We start from the raw sequence: 18,576 nt of genomic DNA on the forward strand, positions 1-18,576 counted from the left end.
AAGGAGCCTATCGTATGGAATTTGTAGTGGAAATGTTGAATATTCACAAGGAGTTTCCGGGAGTCGTGGCTAATGACGATATTACGCTCCAGCTGCGCAAAGGCGAGATTCATGCTTTGCTCGGAGAGAACGGGGCCGGTAAGTCGACGCTTATGAGCATCCTGTTTGGGATGTATCAGCCGGACCGCGGTACGATTAAGATCAATGGCGAGCAAGTCAAGATCGCAAACCCGAACGTAGCAAACAAGCTTGGCATCGGCATGGTTCATCAGCATTTTAAGCTGGTCAGCAATTTTACCGTTACCGAAAATATCATTCTCGGCAATGAACTTAAAAAAGGTCTCGTGCTAAATATCAATGGAGCAGCTCGCCGTATCGAGGAGCTCTCGAAGCGTTATGGCTTGAACGTGGATCCTCATGCGAAGATTGAGGATATTTCGGTTGGCATGCAGCAGCGTGTGGAAATCTTGAAGATGCTGTATCGGGATGCGGAAGTGCTTATTCTTGATGAGCCGTCCGCCGTTCTGACGCCGCAGGAAATTGAAGAATTGGGCAAAATCATGCTGAGCTTGGTCGCTGAAGGCAAGTCGATCATTCTGATCACGCATAAGCTGAAGGAAATTAAAGCGGTAGCTAATCGGTGTACGGTTATCCGCCGCGGCAAAACAATCGGTTCGGTTGACGTCGCGACAACGAGCGAGCTCAAGATGGCCGAGATGATGGTTGGACGCAATGTCTCGTTTAAAGTTGAAAAAGAAGGTAGTCGGCCAGGCGAAGTGATCCTGAAGCTGGATGGGCTCACCGTGAATAATAATAAAAACGTACCCGGGCTCAAAAACTTCTCGCTGGATGTTCGGGCAGGAGAAATCGTCGGTATCGCCGGCGTAGAAGGCAACGGGCAAACGGAGCTAGTGGAAGCGATTACAGGTCTGCGCAAAGTCGAAAGCGGACGGATTGAGATAGACGGACACGACATTACGCGCGAATCGATCCGAGGCCGGATACAGAAGGGCATCGCGCATATCCCGGAAGACCGTCAGAAACGCGGGCTGGTGCTGGACTACACGCTCGAAGAGAATATGATTTTGCAGGTTTACAACCGCAAGCCATTCTCGAAGCGGGGCATCTTGAACAAGGCTGCGATTCGCAAATATGCGAGCGGCATTCTGGAGAGCTTCGATGTGCGTTCAGGCAGAGGACCCCTTTCCATGTCGCGTTCGTTATCCGGAGGTAATCAGCAAAAGGCGATCATCGGGCGTGAGATTGAACTTGATCCGGGTCTGTTAATCGCGGTTCAGCCTACGCGCGGTCTTGATGTGGGATCGATCGAATATATCCACAAGCGATTGATCGAGCACCGGAACAGAGGCAAAGCTGTGCTGCTCATCTCGCTGGAACTTGACGAGGTGCTTAACGTGTCAGACCGCATTGCGGTACTCAATAACGGAGAATTGATCGGCGTCGTCAATGCGTCCGAAACGAACGAGAACGATATCGGTCTGATGATGGCCGGCGTTGGAAATGGGGGAGACCAATGAGAAATATCATTATATCCCTATGTGCGGTGCTGTTCGGCTTAATTGGGGGCGCAATCCTGATGGCCGTGACAGGACATCAGCCAATCGAGGGCTACAGATACCTCTTTGAGGGCGGCCTCAAAAGCTCGTCTCGCTTCGGTGATACGCTCGCGACGGGAACTCCGCTTATCTTCACGGGGCTGTCGGTTGCTTTCGCGTTCCGTACAGGTTTGTTTAATATCGGAGCAGCAGGCCAGATGCTGTTTGGCGGCTTCTGCGCGTCGGCAGTGGGCCTTAATATCGACACCTCAAGGCCGCTGCTTCTGCTGCTCATGATCATTGCCGCTATTCTTGGCGGCGCAGTTTGGGCCTTTATTCCGGGGCTGCTCAAGGCAAGATTCAACGTACATGAAGTTGTATCCACGATTATGATGAACTGGATCGCTTATTGGACGATCTACTATGCGGTTCCGGCTTATCTGAAGGCGGAGCAAATCGAGACGGAATCTCGCTCGCTTGCCGATAAGGCTACGTTGAAGGCTGCCTTCCTATCCGATATGTTCGGCGGCTCCTATGTAAACTTGGGTTTGTTCCTTGCGGTGATTGTCGTGATCATCATTGCTTTCATTATCAACAAAACAACGCTCGGCTACGAGCTCAAAGCGGTTGGCTACAATCGTCACTCTGCTGAATATGCGGGGATCGGCGTTAATCGCAGCATCATCACGTCCATGCTGATTTCCGGCGCGCTCGCCGGACTTGGCGGTTTGGCTCAATATGCAGGCAACGGAAACAACATTCAGATCGGTGTATTGCCGACGCAGGGTTACGATGGTATCGCGGTTGCGCTTCTTGGCGCCAACTCGCCGATCGGTGTATTGTTATCCGCGCTGTTCTTCGGTCTCCTGTACTCCGGCCGCGGCTTCATGAATGCGATGACCGAGATTCCGCCGGAAATTGCGGATTCTATTATTGCGATCATTATCTATTTCGCAGCAACAAGCGTACTAATGGACAAACTCATTACGCGAATGCTGTCCAAACGCAAAGCGGCGGCTGCAAACGGAGCGGTTAGCGGAAAGGAGAAGGTGTAGCGTATGTGGACAACGATTCAACAAATATTCCCGTATGCGATCATGTTTACGATTCCGCTGCTCATTACGGCGCTTGGCGGATTGTTCAGCGAACGAAGCGGTGTCGTGAATATCGGCTTGGAAGGGCTAATGGTTATTGGTTCCTTCGCATCGGCCTTCACGATGTATAAGCTGCAGACGGCTTGGCCGGATCATCAAATTGCATCGATCTGGATCGGACTCCTGGTAGCGATCGTAGCCGGGACGCTCTTCTCGCTGCTGCATGCATTCGCGAGTATACATCTAAGCGCGAATCAGGTTATCAGCGGTACGGCGATCAACATGATTGCCGGAGCCCTTACGGTGTTCCTTTCCCGTAACATCACGGGCAGCGGTAATATCCGTCTTGCGGGCGGTTTCCCGCCGTTCAATGTGCCGGGACTATCGGATATTCCAATTCTGGGACCGCTGCTCTTCACGAAGACGTATTGGACGACATGGCTCATCTTGCTCGTTGTCCTTCTCAGTTCCTTGATTCTGAGAAAAACGGCCTTCGGCCTGCGATTGCGTTCTTGCGGCGAGTATCCGCAAGCAGCAGAGGCAGCAGGCGTCAATGTGCGGAAAATGCGCTATATCGGCGTGTTAATTTCCGGTGCTTTCGCAGGATTGGGCGGAGGCATCCATCTGGTTACGATCGCCGGCGAATTCACGGGGACGGTTTCCGGTCTCGGTTTCTTGGCACTCGCGGCCTTGATCTTCGGACAATGGCGTCCGATCGGCATTCTGGCGGCAACGCTGTTCTTCGGGTTTGCAAGCACGGTAGCCAACGTATCGCAGGTTATTCCGGCCTTTGCTTCATTTCCGCCGATTATCCTTAAGGTGTTTCCATATGTCGTGACATTGATCGCCTTGGTTCTGTTCTCCAAAACATCACAAGCACCTAAGGCTGCAGGGGAGGTATTCGATTCGGGCAAACGATGATGAAGAGTGAGTGAGCTATTGACAGGGGAGTGTTGAGAGCCAGTGCATGAAGAACGTTCAGATGATAAAAGGGGAAAAATGCTGGATGCGGTCCGGATGTATTATCAACTGGACTACAGCCAGCAGGAAATTGCCAAGCAGCTCGGGGTATCCAGACCTACTGTAAGCCGCTTCATCCAACAAGCTAAAGAAGAAGGCTATGTGATTATCAGCATCGTCGATCCGCTGGAAAACAACGACCTTCTCGCATGTCAAATCGAGCGAAAGTTCGGGCTCAAGAAAGTCATCATCGTCAATGTGCCGCATTATGAGGATGCCGTGGTCAAGAAGTACTTAGGCCCGGCAGCGGCGAAGTACGTGGACAAAATCATCAAGGACGGCGATATCGTCGCCACCACTTGGGGAACTACACTGTATGAGGTTGCGCTTAACCTGCAGGATAAACATGTCAAGGACGTCAAGGTCGTACAGTTAAACGGCGGCGTCAGCCATTCCGAGACGAACACTTACGCGTATGAGATTGTGAACTTGTTCGGTAAAGCGCTCCATACGGTCCCGTACTTTATTCCTCTGCCTGCGATCGTCGATCACCCTGTTGTGAAGAAGACGATTGAAACGGATCGCCATATCCAGAATATATTGGAGCTGGGCAAGAAGGCCAACATCGCGATTGTGACGGTAGGGGCGCCGACGGAAGATTCCGTTTTGATTAAAGCGAATTATTTTAACGAGAACGAGCTTCGGATGATCTTCGAGAAGGGCGCGGGCGATATTTGCTCGCGATACTTCAATTTGGATGGTGTGATCTGCTCGCAAGAGCTGAATCAGCGCACGATCGGAATTGATCTCGAGGATCTGAAGAAGAAAGAAAAATCCATTCTGGTAGCAGGCGGCATCCGCAAGGTCGACGGTATCTACGGTGCACTGCGCGGGAGATATACGAATGTGCTGATAACCGACCAATTCACCGCCAAGTACCTGCTGGAACGGACTAACTAAAACAGACAGAGAGTAGGAAATAGGATGGGTAACGAGTTACAAGGAGCAGCATTAGCCGCTTATTTTGACCATACATTGCTGAAGCCGGAAGCAACGGCATCGCAAATCGCCAAGCTTTGCGAAGAGGCGAAGCAGTATAAGTTCGCAACCGTTTGCGTGAATCCATACTGGGTATCGGAAGCAGCGAAGCAGCTTGCAGGTTCAGGGGTCGGCATCACGACGGTAGTTGGCTTCCCGCTGGGCGCATCAAGCTCACTCGTCAAAATAGCAGAAACGAAGGATGCCATCGAGAACGGTGCTACGGAAATCGACATGGTGCTTAACGTAGGCGCGCTGAAATCCGGACGCCTTGAAGAAGTGGAACGCGATGTGCGCGGCGTAGTCAATGCTTGCAAAGGACGCGCGGTTAGCAAAGTTATTCTTGAAGTGGGGTTGCTCACGGATGAAGAGAAAGTTACGGCGTCTGAGATTTGCAAACGTGCCGGAGCAGGTTTCGTGAAAACCTCGACCGGTTTCGGTCCGGGCGGCGCGACGGTTGAAGATATTACGCTTATGCGTAAAACGGTAGGGCCGGAGATGGGCGTTAAAGCTTCAGGCGGCGTGCGTGATCTGGCAGCTGTTCGCAGTCTCATTGATGCAGGGGCGACACGTATCGGCGCAAGTGCAAGCGTCACGATCGTCAGCGGCGGAACAAACGAAGGCTACTAATTTCATATGGCAAGACAAAGCGAGAGAGGTGCATATATGCACCTCTCTCGGTTATTTTCTAGCGATTCGAATATCGCTCTCGGATGACATTCAAATGGTGCAGTTCATGGCCGACGATGACGTACGCGAGCGCTCTGGCAGATATATCGGTGTTGCTGGCAAAACCTTTCCGGAGGAAGGCCTCGGGCGGCAAGCTTCGTAGAAGTGAAGCGGTCGCACCTTTGACGGCATTGTAGTTCTCCAGCAGTTCAGCCACCGTTTCTGTATCGAACGATGCCCCTTGCACAAAATCATTCTCATCAAAGCCCGGCAGCGGCGTGCGGTCTCCACGCGCGGCTCTTAGCAGACGATAGCTCATTATCCGCTCGGTGTCCGTAATATGGCCAAGAATTTCTTTCAGGCTCCACTTGCCCGGTGCATACCGATAGAGTGCTTGTTCTTCGGTTAGCGCGGAGAACAGGGCGTTTGTTTGGTTGCGATTGACTTCAAGCGCTTCGCGCAAATCTCCGTCCGGAGCAGCTGCGATATACGTGCCGAAGTGTGATCCGTATTCATCTGCTGAAGGTCTGGTTAACAAGAGCATCATCCCCTTAGGTTGAATTGAGCCTGCGATAAGGTGTAAGCTACTAGAACAAGAGTAACCCCCGAATTAAGTAAATACAAGGAGTGTATGTAAAAATGTCAGGAAGATCGAAAGAAGAGCTGCAAAGCGGCGGCATTACCCAATTAGGCAATCAAGGAACGTCCTACCTGTTCAACTACAGCCCAGAAGTGCTGGAATCGTTCGATAACAAGCATGTCGGACGCGATTATTTTGTGAAATTCAACTGTCCGGAGTTTACAAGCCTGTGCCCGATTACGGGACAACCTGATTTTGCAACCATCTATATCTCTTATATCCCCGATGTGAAAATGGTGGAGAGCAAGTCGCTTAAGCTGTACCTGTTCAGCTTCCGAAACCATGGTGATTTCCATGAGGATTGCATGAACATCATCATGAATGATCTCATCGCGCTCATGGAGCCGCGCTATATTGAGGTGTGGGGCAAGTTCACGCCGCGCGGCGGCATCTCAATCGATCCTTACACCAACTGGGGCCGCCCCGGCACCAAATTCGAAGAAATGGCGCAATACCGTCTGATGAATCACGATCTGTATCCGGAGAAAATCGATAACAGATAAGTCAGGAAGTGGCTGCATATGAATTTTTCATGGGAACGGAACCTAGTCGTACTGTGGACCGGAGTTTTCTTCTGCAGCATGGCCTACTCCATCTCGATTCCTTTTCTGCCAATCTTCTTAAATACCGAGCTTGGAGTAGAGCATCACCTGGAATTATGGTCTGGCGTTGCCTTTGGTATTACCTTTCTGGCGAGCGCGCTGATTTCGCCGTTCTGGGGTTCGCTCGCCGATAAGTATGGACGTAAGCCGATGTTGATTCGGTCAGGCTTCAGTCTTGCCGCGCTTTATCTATTGAACTATTTTGTCCATGATCCGTACTGGTTTCTGATTATCCGTATCTTTCAAGGGCTGCTCGCCGGTTTTGTTCCGGCTTCTATTGCTCTGGTTGCAACGAATACGCCGGAAGAGAAAACCGGCTATGCGCTTGGCATTATGTCGACGGCCGGAGCAACGGGGAGCATTCTCGGACCGCTCGCCGGCGGCTTGGTCAGCCACTATATCGGCAACCGAGAGGCGTTCCTGTTCTCCAGCGCTATCGTGCTCATTTCGGCTCTTGTGGCGACCTTCTTCGCGAAGGAGCAGAATTTCAACCGCAAGGCAGCCAGGTCGCATGTGCGTGACGACTTGAAGCACGCGCTTGCCAATCGGCCATTCATCATGATGCTCCTCCTTGTTGCCATCAGCACCTTTTCGGTTATGATTTTGGAGCCGCTGATTACGTTGTATGTTTTGAAAATGGGCATCTCCCGAGAGAAGGCCTCATTAAGCTCCGGTATTATTTTCTCAGCGGTCGGCATTGCTACGGTCATCATGGCGCCGAGATGGGGCAAATGGGGGCGTAAGATCGGTTATGAGAAGGTGCTGTTAATTGGGCTTATCGGCGGTGGCATCGGCAATCTGCTGCAAATTTTCGTTACTGGCTATATCGGCTTTGGCGTGCTGCGATTCGGTTACGGTCTGTTCTTCGCTGCCGTGAATCCGTCGATTAACGCGATGATCGTGCAGAATACGGAATCGGATTTCCGTGGTCGGGCGTTCAGCCTGAACCAGTCCGCTTCACAGCTTGCAACGATGGCCGGACCGATTATCGGGGGGCTCCTCGGCGGCATGATGTCGATCCATTATATCTTCGTCATTAACGGTGCAATGCTGCTGTTATCTGCCTTATTGTTTAAACTGAAAGTAAAGCAGAAATCCGCCGCCGTCACCAGCCACCAACCCTAAATTAACATTATGTGGAATCTAAAACCGCTTCGTGAGAGGAATACGCTCGCGAGCGGTTTTTTCGTCATAAAATGACAAAAATATGGCACTTTCGCATTCTCTATCGAATGCTCCCGTGGTATAGTAGCAGTAGTATAAATGGTATAGAATGCCTATTGCGATCATAGATTCCGCTCTTCATATATGCCAGGGGAAGGATTTGTTCGTTGATGACTAAGAAACAGAGAAAGCAGCGGCTTAAGTCCGTGAAGAAAGCAGCCACAATATTCGGTACTGCAACAGCGCTAGCCATTCCGGTTGCCCTTGCAGTTCCCGGATTTGCAAGTGCAGACCCGGTTGTCATCCCGCAGCCGGTTAATCTCCCGGTCGTCATCAAGAGCATCAACAGTACGCTTGCCAATGAGTATGCTACTAAACTAACGGCAGGAAATAACTTTCAAATTGATCTGAACACGATTTTTGAAGAGGCGGATACGCTAGCGTATACCGTTGTTGTCCAGAATAACAGCGTAGCTGATGTTAAGGTTACGAGTAATAACAACTTGGCCTTTAACCTCAAGAAGACCGGCACCACCATGGTAGATCTCATCGTACATAAGCCGAATGAGAGCATGTCCATTCATGAACGCTTCACTTTAAAGGTCGTTGCCAATGGGGCGCTCGATCCCGATCAAGACGGAGCGGGGATTGCCGATATTATCAAGTATTTCAACAGCCACGCCGGTGAATTCCAATCCACGGGTGATTACCGCACGCTCCTGCAAGCCGCCGTTTCAAGTACAGTGCCGACGCCGAATCATGCGCCGATCGTCTCCTCGGAAACAACATCGATTACAATGACAGCAGGTACCTACACCGAGATCCAATTAAACGATCTATTCAGCGACGAAGATGGCGACGAGCTTTCCTTCGCACTCATTGACCCTCCGTCCAGCAGTTCCTTTGTAAATGCTTATTTGGATAGTGAAAATAGCACTCTAGTCCTAAACGCTATTAATCCGAGCTCGCAGTCTCTCATTATTACCGTGGATGGGAGCGACGGCGATGAGAGTGCTACGAAGCTCTTTAGCGTGACGGTTGGTGCTGCGCCTGTGGTGAATCATGCGCCTGTGGCGAATGAACTCAGTGTGGTGGAGCTAAATGAAGATACTACGACATCCATTCAGCTCGGCGGGACGGATGCAGACGACGATGAATTGACGGCTATTATTGTAGAAGGCAAGGGTCCGGCGCATGGCGAGTTAATCGCAAGCTCGTCGGAGCAGAACAAGTTCACGTACGTGCCGGATGAGAACTACAATGGACCCGATTCGTTCACGTATATCGTGAACGATGGTACGAAAGATTCGGAAGAGGTCACGGTGACGATCATGGTCAACGCCGTGAATCATGCGCCAGTAGCGAAGGAACTCAGTGTGGTGGAGCTAAATGAAGATACTACGACATCCATTCAGCTCGGCGGGACGGATGCAGACGACGATGAATTGACGGCTATTATTGTAGAAGGCAAGGGTCCGGCGCATGGCGAGTTAATCGCAAGCTCGTCGGAGCAGAACAAGTTCACGTACGTGCCGGATGAGAACTACAATGGACCCGATTCGTTCACGTATATCGTGAACGATGGTACGGAAGATTCGGACGAAGTGACGGTTACTGTGAATATTACGCCGGTAGACGATGCACCAGTGAAAGGTATGGTAGGTCAAGACGGTTACATTCAACTTCACCGTTATCAGAGCGCTATGCTTGATCTGTCGAAAGTTTTTACAGAAGTCGACGGTCAGCAGCTCACGTACCGTACGACCTTCCAAGGCAATGGTTACAGCCTATCCGGAACGCTCAATGGTTCGAGTTTATATTTAAATGCACTCGGCTCCTTTGGGTTCGCTTCTTTCGATTTGCAGGCTAGTGATGACGGCTTTGAAACATGGGTTACGATCCCGGTTTCGGTTGAAGTCTACGATGGGGAATTAGGCAGCCTTCCGGATGTAGACGGAATCAGTAACGTACAGAATGAGTATACCGTTGACTTGGCTGATTATTTTGAAGGAAGTTATGGACATTATTTCTCATATATAACGGAACCTCCATACGACGGTCTGCAGATCGAAGGTTCGATGTTAACGGTTCCATTGGAAGATGATCACAACGTGAACGTTGTCGTATCGGCTTGGGACGACCACGGCCTGACAATTACAGATAATTTTAACCTGTATGTTGGGGTGGGATATAAAGATATCGGTGTGCAATTTTTCAATAACTATAATATGGACGTTTATGTGGATCACAATGCTCATGTTTACATGAAGGATATCTTCCAAAATGCCGATGAGTTCCGAGTTACTGCATATAACGATGATGAGGTCATGAGCATTGGCAGTTATGAGCTGGGCACATGGACAAGTGACGACTATCTGAGTCTATGGACGGATGCGACATTTACGAACGTGTCGGAAATTACCGTTGAAGGTCGTACATTAAATGGGCAAATCGAAACAAACGTTAGAAGTTATACGCTCCGAATTCGGGAAAATTCTGCCCCGTATGTAGAGGGTGAAAGTGAAATGCCGATCCCGATTAAGAGAGGAGAAACGTATAGGATTGCTATCGTTGATCCACAAGACGATCCTGCTATCAGTGCCAGCGCTGTTGTGGATGGAACTGAATGCGAATGGCTTTCCGGATGTGTAACGGCAAGCTATTCGGAAGAAGACATGGAGCTGATTGTTGAAGGTGTTGAAGCCGGTCAAACGACACTCGCGATTTCGACATCGGACGGTTTACCATTTGGCCAGACCGATCAAGACTCTAAAATCTATCGCAATTTCATCGTCTATGATAAACGTATTGATCTAGAATCCAATTCTAGTTTTAGTCTAGACCTTGCCCTCGATGAGGATTTTGAAGCACAACTTGTGGGAATGAACTTAGCTTCATTGGCATTCCAGTATATGGACAGCGAGTACATTATTCCTAACGCCGATCCTTTAGAGGGGACAACCTTACATTTCGACGTCAATACAGAAGCCATGCTTCCAGGTGACAGTGAATTCGTAAGGGTGCACATTACGGACGGCATCACTACCAGAGTACTTATTCTGTATTTGAATAGGGAGTGGGGTCAGGAAGTAGACCCTGGATCCGCTTAGAAGAAAAGACGTTTAACCAATGGCCAACTTCTTTCAGGTTGGCCTTTTCTTTTCAAATCACCCGGAAGGAGAATGAAGCTCTTGAAACAGGCAACGGATATGAAACAGTCAGCTTCGAACGCCATTCGTCAAGCGATAACGGCTCGTAAGCTCAAACTGGCGGAGAAGCTGTCGCTTGATAGTCTGCGCAGCCAGCCGCTAATCGCACAGAATTGGGTGTTTCTTGGGGAAGCGCTGCTGCATCAAGGCTACGTTCAAGAAGCAGGACATGCCTTCGAGAGGGGCAGCGTGCTTGACCCGCAGGCGCAATGGGGGAGCGAGGTTCAGAAGGTGCTGGCGGCGAGACCGCCGGGAGAACCGCGCCCGGACTTAGAGGAATTGTGGCTGCTACAACCAGCCGTAACTGTTGCAGCCGCTATTATGACACGGAATGAAGCGCGTTGTATCGTCCGCTGTGTCAATAGCTTACAGGATGCCGTGGATGAGATCATCATCATTGACTCGGATTCTACGGACGGCACGATCGAGCTTGTCGAACATTTGCCCAAGGTGAAGGTTATTCGGAGCGTTGCGCTGAATGACGATTTTGCATGGAAGCGAAATCAAGCGCTGCCGCATATCCAGAGCGATTGGGTGCTTTGGGTGGATGCGGATGAATGGCTGTTTCAGGAGGACATCGGCGCTGTGCGGTTGGCCGCATCGATGTTCCATGATCGGTTTCAGCACACCGTCCTAAATGTATGCCAAGTCAATCAGGTGCAGGGCACAATCTCGGCTGATTATGCGAATCCCCGCATGTTCCCGCTTAATCGCGGCTTGCATTATTACGGGCGCGTTCACGAGCAGGTTGTAATTGAAGGCGAAGATATGTACGACAACCGCATGATGCGGCGCCCGGTTCGTATCCGGCTTCATCATGACGGCTATGAGCCGGCTATCATGGGGCAGCAGAATAAGATCGAGCGCAACTTACGGCTGCTTAAGCTGATGGTGGAACAGGAACCGGACAACCCGGGTTGGCTGCTTTATTATGGCAGAGAAACGCTTGCGGCAGGGGATATTGAGAAAGCGAAGCACCTATTTCTAGAGGCGGAGCGGCTTGCGCCGAGTAAGCCGAATTTTGGCAGGCTGCTGGATGTGCTGATGTATCTGAACAAAATCTATATGAGCACGAAGGATTATGAGCAGGCGCAGCGCGTATGCTTACGTGCTGTTGAAGTGCAGCCAAACTTCCCGGATGCGAAATATCACTTGGCGAGAGCGCGGATGAGACTGGCGGGGGTTCTGCTGCAGCAGGCTGAGAGCAGCCTGAAGGAATCCAAGGAAGCATTCCGTACTTATCGGGGAACTGTAACGGCGGATGCTGCCATTGCGGATTGGAAAGCAGATCTTGCGTTGGCGGATCTTACAGCAATAGCGGGCAAGCAAACAGAGGCGAAAGCCCAATATGAACAGATTCTCTCCCGACATCCCGAACTGAACATGGTGCGTAAGAAGCTAAACAGCATGAACAACGAATAAAAGTTGAACTCAACTGACATGCTGTTGTCAGTAGACCTGCGATATAGTAATTGCGAGAAGGAATTCAAAGCAGGCCATGGAGGCGATTACCTATGTTTAGAACGGTAAAGGATTTTATTGAGGACTATAAAGATGAATCGCAAGGGACGCAGAAGCTGCTGGATCTGCTGACCGATGAAGCGCTGACGCAGTCGGTTGGAGAAGGTCGCAGAACGATTGGCCAATTGGCCTGGCATTTAATTCACGATGATACCGGAATGCTGCGCCGTATCGGACTTGATTTCAAGGCACCGGCTGCCAAATCGGAACCGCCGCGGTCGGCAGCGGTTATTGCGGCAACCTACCGCGAAACGGCGGCTTCCATTCTTGAAGCGGCTTCGCAGTGGTCCGACGAGAAATTGCTCGAAAGCCACAACATTTTCGGTGAGGTTTGGGAAAATGGCCTCACGATGCAGCTCTTCATCAAACATGAGGTCCATCATCGCGGTCAACTGACTGTTCTGATGCGCCAAGCCGGGCTGCCTGTTGCAGGTTTGTATGGTCCTTCCAAGGAAGAATGGGAACAAATGGGCATGACAGCGCCGAAGTGATGTATGGAAATAGAAAGAAGGCCGAACGGTCTCCACTCGCAAGCGAGGGGAAGACGGTTCGGCCTTCTTTCTTGTTCCTATAAACCGCCTAAACTGCGTAGCAACTCCTCGTGCTCGGTTCGTTTGAAATGGTTCGCCCATCCAAGCGGCGTACCGTTATAACGGCGATCTCTAATGTTCAGTTCAGCGCCCCGGTCCATAAGCAGATGGATGATAGCCGTATTCGTACCGGCCGCTGCCCAGTGGAGAGGTGCTGCTCCGGTATGGTCAAAGCCGGAGGGAATGCCATTCACGTCGGCACCGCGGTCCAGCAGATAGGAGGCGGACTCCAAGCTTCCTCCAATAATGGCATAGATGAGTGCTTGCTGCAGCAGCTCATCGGGAGCGCTTGGAGTCGTTGTATTTACAGGCTCGCGGTGTCTGCCGGCGCTAGGCAGAAGCGTTCCATCCGGACCGAAGAAAGAAGGAAGCAGGTCGCTACGGCCAACGGCAGCAGCAAGCTCAAGATCAAGCGACGCGCCTCGACGGACAAGCAGCTCGGCCATCTTCGTGCAGCCATACCAAAGGGATTGTGCCAGCGGTCTGCGGTCATCTTGCAAGCCATCGATTGGCGTACCGGCATCAAGCAGAAAAGTCGCCATCGCAACATCGTCGTTACTGGCTGTCCATTGCAGCGACGTTTCTCCGCGCTCCGGATCAATCGCCCTCGCATTAACATCCGCACCCGCATCCAGCAGAGTTTGTCCTATTTCGAGCTGATTGGGATAGTGTCCGGGCCAATCACAGAGGTGATGCAGCAGCGTTCTTCCCTGCAGCGACCTGGCATTCGCCAATGCGGGATGTGCATGCAGCAGCTGCTTGAGCAGCTCCACATTCCCGGTCTTCACCGCCGTATACGCATCCGGAAATACTGCCGAAAGCGATTCGTCTCTGGTTTGATTATCGCGCTCATTTTCACAATTCATCCGTATATCAACTCCAACCCATAATGGTCAAAACATGATGCCTTTGCTTCCACTCTATCATGAATCGGCTCCAGCGAAAATACGATGTAATAAGCGCCAAATAGCAGGCAACGCTTCTGTCTGATTCAAGAAGGGGGAGCGTATGAGGTGAAATTCTCTCTGACGGAAGAACAATTGATGATTCGCGAGATGGCGGCACGGTTTGCGGAGCATGAGGTGGCACGGGAAGCAGGCGGACTGGATGAGGCCGAATTATTCGACAGGCGTTCGTTTGACGCGATGGCGCAGCTTGGTTTTACGGCATTGCCTTGGCCCGAGGAGGAAGGAGGCGCAGATGGGGGATTTCTCAGTTTTGTGCTGGTGCTGGAGGAGCTGTCCAGAGTAAGCGCGTCGCTCGGTGCGGCGCTGTGGGCTCATGTTTTTCTGTCGGCGTGGCCCTTGCATCGGTTCGGAAGCGTGGAGCTGAAGCGTCATTATCTAAGAAGACTTATAGATGGGATCAGTATTGGCACAGGCGTGCTTCCGGGTGCGGTTGATCCGAGCACAACACTGCGAATCGGCGTCTCGGCGCAACTGCAGTCGCAGGGGGATGGCGTGGAAGAGGAGGGTTATGTCCTAAACGGTCAGCAAAAATATATCCTTGGCGGCACGACAGCAGATTTCTTCATCATTTATGCGGTGACCGGAGAGAGTGCGGGAGGACGACGCAAGCGCTACAGCGCTTTTATCATCGAGAAAGACAGTCCCGGCCTCGCGATTCAGCCGGTTACGAAGAAGCTGGGTCTTCGCTCAGCAGGCATGGCGCATTTGAAGTTTCAGGATTGCCGCGTGCCGAAGAGGCAGCGGATCGGCCGTGAGGGACAGGGAGGCGCGATTGCAGGCCGAACGGCGGCAGGCGTGCGCTATGGTCTTGCCGCAGTTGCCGCGGGAATTACTCAAGGCGCTGCAGAAGCTGCGCTTGGTTATGCCAAGGCGCGTTCGCAATTCGGCAAGCCGATCGCGAAACATCAGGCCGTTGCCTGGATGCTGGCGGATATGCGGACCGCCGCCGATGCCTCGAAGCTTCTTGTGTATCAAGCCGCTTGGCAAGAGGATCAGGGGCTTACGGACGACGAAGAAGGCTGGAACGCCGCGCTGGCGCTCAGTTTTGCCGCGGATGCTGCGATGACGTCGACCATACATGCCGTTCAGGTCTATGGCGGTTATGGCTATATGAAGGAATATCCGGTGGAGCGTTTTATGCGAGATGCGAAGGCGGTTCAAATTTTCAAAGGGCTGGATCTCAGTCCGAAATTGCCGCAGTCCAAAGGAAGAAGTAGCGGCGGAAGCGGAAAAGGAAGGGGGCGACGCCATGGCTGAGCTCGTCATTATAGGGAGCGCTCGCACGGCCTTCGGCAAGTTCGGCGGAGCGCTGAAGGGGATGAGGGCCGCTCAGCTTGGCGGTCTTGCCATTGAAGGAGCACTGCATCGCGGCGGTATCTCGCCTGCCTCGGTAGATGAGGTCATCATGGGCATGGCCGTTCAAGCGGGAGCGGGCCAGAACCCGGCAAGGCAAGCAGCTATGCTGGCAGGACTTAGCCACACCGTACCTGCTGAGACCATTAATAAAGTGTGCGCTTCGGGTATGCGGGCACTGACGATGGCCTCGCAAATTATTGCTGCGGGCGATGCAGAGCTGATCGTCGCCGGTGGCATGGAAAGTATGAGCCAGGTGCCGTATGCATTGACGGAGGCGCGGTTGGGCATGCGTCTTGGGGATGGCCGGGCAGCCGATCTATTGCTTCGCGATGGGTTACGCTGCGCTTTCGCTGATATGCACATGGGTGACTATGCCGATAACATTGCGTCTGAGTATGGGATCAGCCGCTTGGAACAGGATGAATGGGCACTGCGAAGCCACGAGCGTGCCGTTCAGAGCGGCCTGCAGGGTTACTTTCATTCGGAGATTGTCCCCGTTCCGCTGCCGGGTGCAGTACCGACGAAGAGCCATGTGTTCGCTATTGATAAGGATGAAGCACCTCGCGGAGACACAAGCGCAGAGAAGCTGGCTGCGCTGATGCCGGTATTCGCTGCCGGTAACTCCGGCACGATTACGGCGGGCAACGCTCCGGGGCTTAATGACGGTGCGGCGGCGCTCGTTGTAGCCTCGAAGAGCAAGGCGCTGCAGGAAGGCTGCGCCCCGCAGGCTGTGCTGCTCGGTCATGCCGCGGTTAGCGTGGAGCCGCGCAATTATCCGATCGCGCCGGCTTTTGCCGTGCAGAAGCTGCTGCAGCAGCAGGGGCTTGCGATGGACGCGATTGACCGCTTCGAGATCAACGAAGCATTCGCGGTTGTTGTCTTGGCTTGCGGGAAGCTGGCTGGCTGGGATGCCGACAAGGTCAACGTGCATGGAGGTGCGATTGCGCTGGGCCATCCTGTAGGAGCAAGCGGAGCGCGGATTGTCATGACGCTGATTAACGGACTGAAGCGGCGAGGCGGCGGGGTAGGCATTGCCGCGATTTGCAGCGGCGGCGGTCAGGGCGACGCCGTGTTGGTTCGGGTGGACTAGCGCAGAGGGCAGAGTGCTGATTGCTAGAGCATGAAGGACCAAAGGCGAGAGACTAGGGAAGAAAGACAATGGCTTAGGGAAGGCGGTAGTCATTCATGGCAGATATCCACCATGTGTCGGTCGTCGGAGCAGGCCAGATGGGAAGCGGCATCGCGCTTGTTGCCGCGCAGGCAGGCTGCCAAGTGCTGCTGCATGATGCGGAAGCGGGACGCATCGGCAAAGCGTTGGCGCAAATCGGCGTGCAGCTCACCGGTAGCGTTGCGAAAGGCAGAATCACAGAAGAGTCGGCCTTGCAGACGCTTGGACGCATAACCGCGGCGGATGGCTTGGAAGCGGCGTCCGGCGCTGATCTTGTCATCGAAGCCGTAACCGAGAGCATGCCGGTGAAGAAGGCGCTGCTCGCTAAGCTCGATGGTATTTGCCGGCAAGGAGCGATTCTCGCTAGCAATACTTCATCGCTGTCGCTCACGGAATTGGCAGCGGTGACCGGGCGGCCGGAGCAGGTGATCGGGATGCATTTTATGAACCCGGTACCGGTCATGAAGCTGGTTGAAGTCATTCGTGGCTTGCGTACGTCGGATGATGTCTATGCCACCGTGGCGAAGCTGGCGGAGCGGATGGGGAAGACAGCGCTCGAGGTGCGGGATTTTCCCGGATTCGTGTCCAACCGCATACTGATGCCAATGATCAACGAGGCCGTGTACACGGTTTATGAGGGCGTGGCTTCGATCGAAGCTGTCGATGGCGTGATGAAGCTTGGCATGAATCATCCGATGGGGCCGCTGACCTTGGCCGATCTGATTGGACTCGACACTTGCCTCGCGATTATGGAAACGCTGCACGAAGGATTCGGCGATTCCAAATATAGACCTTGTCCACTGCTTCGCAATTATGTCGCCGCGGGTTGGCTGGGGCGCAAGAGCGGTCGAGGCTTCTACGTGTACGAAGGGGGCTGACCGCCGTTATGCTGCTGCATTTTACGGATGAACAAGAACGGTTGCGCGCACGAGTGCGGGATTTTGCCATGCGGGAGGTAGCCAAAGTCATCCCTGAAATGGAGGAGCATGACCGTTTCCCGGCGCAGCTCGTGAGAGAGATGGGTGCAAGGGGCTTGATGGGACTGCCGGTGCCGGAGAAATGGGGCGGAAGCGGGCTTGAACTGACCTCCTATATTCTCACGATCGAAGAAATAGCTCGGGTGAGTGCGGCGGTCGGCGTTATTTTGTCGGTGCATACGTCGGTTGGGACGCTGCCCATTCTGTATCATGGCACTTCGGAGCAGAAAATGCGTTGTCTGCCTAAGCTCGCCTCGGGGGAATGGTTAGGCGCTTTCGCATTAACGGAGCCGCATGCCGGCTCCGATGCTTCGACGATTCGGACGGCAGCGGTTCGCCGTGAGGATCACTATGTACTGAACGGTACGAAGGTGTTCATCACGAATGCGGGTGAGGCGGATCAATACGTGCTGTTCGCCTCCGTGCATAACGGGCAAAGCGGCAGTGTAGGCGGGATTACTGCTTTTCTGGTAGAGAAGGATACGCCGGGCTTCCGTGTAGGTAAAAAGGAGAAAAAAATGGGGCTGCACGGATCGAACACCTGCGAGCTGATTCTAGAGGATGCGATCGTACCGGCAGGTCGGCGCCTTGGCGAGGAAGGGCAAGGCTTCGCCATCGCCAAATCGGCGCTGAACGGCGGGCGAATTGGCATAGGCGCGCAGGCGCTCGGGATTGCGCGAGCGGCGCTTGCTGTGAGCGAGCAGCAGCTGCGTGCGCTGCCGCTTCGAGTAAGGAGCAGAGCCGCTGCGGAGTATCGGGAGCTTGCGGCCCAGGTGGAGGCGGCTGCGCTGCTCGTGTACCGCGCGGCGGATATGCATCAGCGCAGCGTGCGCTGCACGAAGGAAGCGTCCATGGCCAAAATGTTCGCCAGCGATACGGCGATGCATGTGACGACGAAGACGCTGCAGTGGTGCGGAGGCAGCGGCCTTGCGGATGAGCTGCAGGCGGAGCGGCTGTTCCGCGATGCGAAAGTGACGCAAATTTACGAGGGTACGAACGAAATTCATCGGTTGGTGATTTCCGGCGAGCTGCTGCGGGGCAGTTAACCTGTTGGCGGCTTCCGC

At 53.0% G+C, this 18,576-nt stretch carries 16 protein-coding genes; 14 read left to right on the forward strand and 2 right to left on the reverse strand.

Going from position 1 to position 18,576, the window contains the following annotated elements; genetic code table 11:
- Positions 1 to 14: 14 nt before the first annotated feature.
- From AC6ESO_RS25240 to deoC, 5 genes are read left to right on the forward strand one after another with little or no spacing between them, the layout of a single operon-like run.
- On the forward strand, positions 15 to 1,538 hold the full coding sequence (locus AC6ESO_RS25240) for an ABC transporter ATP-binding protein (protein WP_497093800.1): 1,524 nt from the start codon (positions 15 to 17) through the stop codon (positions 1,536 to 1,538).
- Positions 1,535 to 2,611, forward strand: a complete 1,077-nt coding sequence (locus AC6ESO_RS25245; protein WP_497093801.1) for an ABC transporter permease — start codon at positions 1,535 to 1,537, stop codon at positions 2,609 to 2,611. Before AC6ESO_RS25240 ends, AC6ESO_RS25245 begins: the two co-directional genes overlap by 4 nt.
- Before the next feature lie 3 nt (positions 2,612 to 2,614).
- Positions 2,615 to 3,571, forward strand: coding sequence for an ABC transporter permease subunit (locus AC6ESO_RS25250; RefSeq protein WP_494821986.1), 957 nt, complete (start codon positions 2,615 to 2,617; stop codon positions 3,569 to 3,571).
- Between the two features lie 42 nt (positions 3,572 to 3,613).
- Positions 3,614 to 4,570, forward strand: a complete 957-nt coding sequence (gene deoR, locus AC6ESO_RS25255) for a DNA-binding transcriptional repressor DeoR (protein WP_494821987.1) — start codon at positions 3,614 to 3,616, stop codon at positions 4,568 to 4,570.
- Positions 4,571 to 4,594: 24 nt separating this feature from the next.
- The gene (gene deoC / locus AC6ESO_RS25260; RefSeq protein WP_497093802.1) at positions 4,595 to 5,278 is read left to right on the forward strand and encodes a deoxyribose-phosphate aldolase; all 684 of its coding nucleotides are present in this window, start codon (positions 4,595 to 4,597) and stop codon (positions 5,276 to 5,278) included.
- Positions 5,279 to 5,336: 58 nt separating this feature from the next.
- Here deoC and AC6ESO_RS25265 read toward each other — a convergent pair whose 3' ends face one another.
- On the reverse strand, positions 5,337 to 5,861 hold the full coding sequence (locus AC6ESO_RS25265; RefSeq protein WP_497093893.1) for a DinB family protein: 525 nt from the start codon (positions 5,859 to 5,861) through the stop codon (positions 5,337 to 5,339).
- A gap of 95 nt (positions 5,862 to 5,956) precedes the next feature.
- Between AC6ESO_RS25265 and queF the strand changes: the two genes are divergently transcribed.
- From queF to AC6ESO_RS25290, 5 genes are all read left to right on the forward strand, one after another.
- Positions 5,957 to 6,460, forward strand: coding sequence for a preQ(1) synthase (gene queF / locus AC6ESO_RS25270; protein WP_494821989.1), 504 nt, complete (start codon positions 5,957 to 5,959; stop codon positions 6,458 to 6,460).
- 18 nt (positions 6,461 to 6,478) lie between these two features.
- Positions 6,479 to 7,684, forward strand: coding sequence for an MFS transporter (locus AC6ESO_RS25275; RefSeq protein WP_494821990.1), 1,206 nt, complete (start codon positions 6,479 to 6,481; stop codon positions 7,682 to 7,684).
- Between the two features lie 209 nt (positions 7,685 to 7,893).
- The gene (locus tag AC6ESO_RS25280) at positions 7,894 to 10,833 is read left to right on the forward strand and encodes an Ig-like domain-containing protein (protein WP_497093803.1); all 2,940 of its coding nucleotides are present in this window, start codon (positions 7,894 to 7,896) and stop codon (positions 10,831 to 10,833) included.
- 81 nt (positions 10,834 to 10,914) lie between these two features.
- On the forward strand, positions 10,915 to 12,354 hold the full coding sequence (locus tag AC6ESO_RS25285) for a tetratricopeptide repeat-containing glycosyltransferase family 2 protein (RefSeq protein WP_497093804.1): 1,440 nt from the start codon (positions 10,915 to 10,917) through the stop codon (positions 12,352 to 12,354).
- Between the two features lie 92 nt (positions 12,355 to 12,446).
- Complete coding sequence (locus AC6ESO_RS25290; RefSeq protein ID WP_497093805.1) at positions 12,447 to 12,944, forward strand: DinB family protein; 498 nt, start codon at positions 12,447 to 12,449, stop codon at positions 12,942 to 12,944.
- Between the two features lie 77 nt (positions 12,945 to 13,021).
- Here the strand turns inward: AC6ESO_RS25290 and AC6ESO_RS25295 are convergent, their stop codons facing one another.
- Positions 13,022 to 13,909 carry an ankyrin repeat domain-containing protein gene (locus AC6ESO_RS25295; protein WP_497093806.1) on the reverse strand — a complete coding sequence of 296 codons (888 nt, stop codon included), beginning with the start codon at positions 13,907 to 13,909 and terminating at the stop codon, positions 13,022 to 13,024.
- Between the two features lie 147 nt (positions 13,910 to 14,056).
- Between AC6ESO_RS25295 and AC6ESO_RS25300 the strand changes: the two genes are divergently transcribed.
- From AC6ESO_RS25300 to AC6ESO_RS25315, 4 genes are all read left to right on the forward strand, one after another.
- A complete protein-coding gene (locus AC6ESO_RS25300) occupies positions 14,057 to 15,268 on the forward strand; it encodes an acyl-CoA dehydrogenase family protein (RefSeq protein ID WP_497093807.1) in 1,212 nt (403 codons plus the stop codon).
- The gene (locus tag AC6ESO_RS25305) at positions 15,261 to 16,457 is read left to right on the forward strand and encodes an acetyl-CoA C-acetyltransferase (RefSeq protein ID WP_497093808.1); all 1,197 of its coding nucleotides are present in this window, start codon (positions 15,261 to 15,263) and stop codon (positions 16,455 to 16,457) included. Before AC6ESO_RS25300 ends, AC6ESO_RS25305 begins: the two co-directional genes overlap by 8 nt.
- A gap of 95 nt (positions 16,458 to 16,552) precedes the next feature.
- Complete coding sequence (locus AC6ESO_RS25310) at positions 16,553 to 17,413, forward strand: 3-hydroxyacyl-CoA dehydrogenase family protein (RefSeq protein WP_497093809.1); 861 nt, start codon at positions 16,553 to 16,555, stop codon at positions 17,411 to 17,413.
- A gap of 8 nt (positions 17,414 to 17,421) precedes the next feature.
- Positions 17,422 to 18,558, forward strand: coding sequence for an acyl-CoA dehydrogenase family protein (locus AC6ESO_RS25315; protein WP_497093810.1), 1,137 nt, complete (start codon positions 17,422 to 17,424; stop codon positions 18,556 to 18,558).
- The last annotated feature ends 18 nt before the right edge of the window (positions 18,559 to 18,576 follow it).

Source organism: Paenibacillus rhizoryzae (genome assembly GCF_059686995.1).